This window comes from Treponema sp. R8-4-B8 (genome assembly GCF_054786175.1).
The window spans coordinates 1-471 of sequence record NZ_BDHE01000341.1 but is presented as its reverse complement, the minus strand read 5'-3'; the positions used below and the strand labels follow the sequence as shown (position 1 = coordinate 471).

General features: G+C 43.5%; 1 protein-coding gene. It reads left to right on the top strand.

Going from position 1 to position 471, the window contains the following annotated elements:
* Window positions 1–44: 44 nt before the first annotated feature.
* Window positions 45–443 carry an ABC transporter permease gene (locus ACYVRA_RS08670; RefSeq protein WP_461252317.1) on the top strand — a complete coding sequence of 133 codons (399 nt, stop codon included), beginning with the start codon at window positions 45–47 and terminating at the stop codon, window positions 441–443.
* Window positions 444–471: the final 28 nt, after the last annotated feature.

Genomic DNA, 471 nt, shown 5'->3' with positions numbered 1-471 from the left:
CTACCCATCGTAGATGTGTATAAGAGACAGATTTAATCACAATCTTGCTATTGGCGGTATTTGTTTTGGGCGTTCCTATCGCCGGAAACTTGTTTTGGCTGATACTGCTGTCGTTGCTATTTATCTTCCTTGCTCTATCGCTGGGGCTTTTGATTTCAACGCTCGTTGACACCCAGCTTGCGGCAATGCTGATATCAGGTATGGCGCTGATGATGCCCATTATGGTGATGTCGGGAATGATATTCCCCATAGACAGTATGCCGACGATACTGCAGTGGCTATCCTCCATAGTTCCGGCCCGTTGGTATATCGCGCCTGTCAAAAAATTAATGATTCAAGGGGTAGCCGTTCAATACGCGGCGAAAGAATTTATTATCCTTGCCGCAATGACGTTTTTTCTGATAATAGTCAGTTTGAAAAAATTCAAGACGAGATTGGGTTGAATCGCTATGCTGAAATTTTTGATAGAAA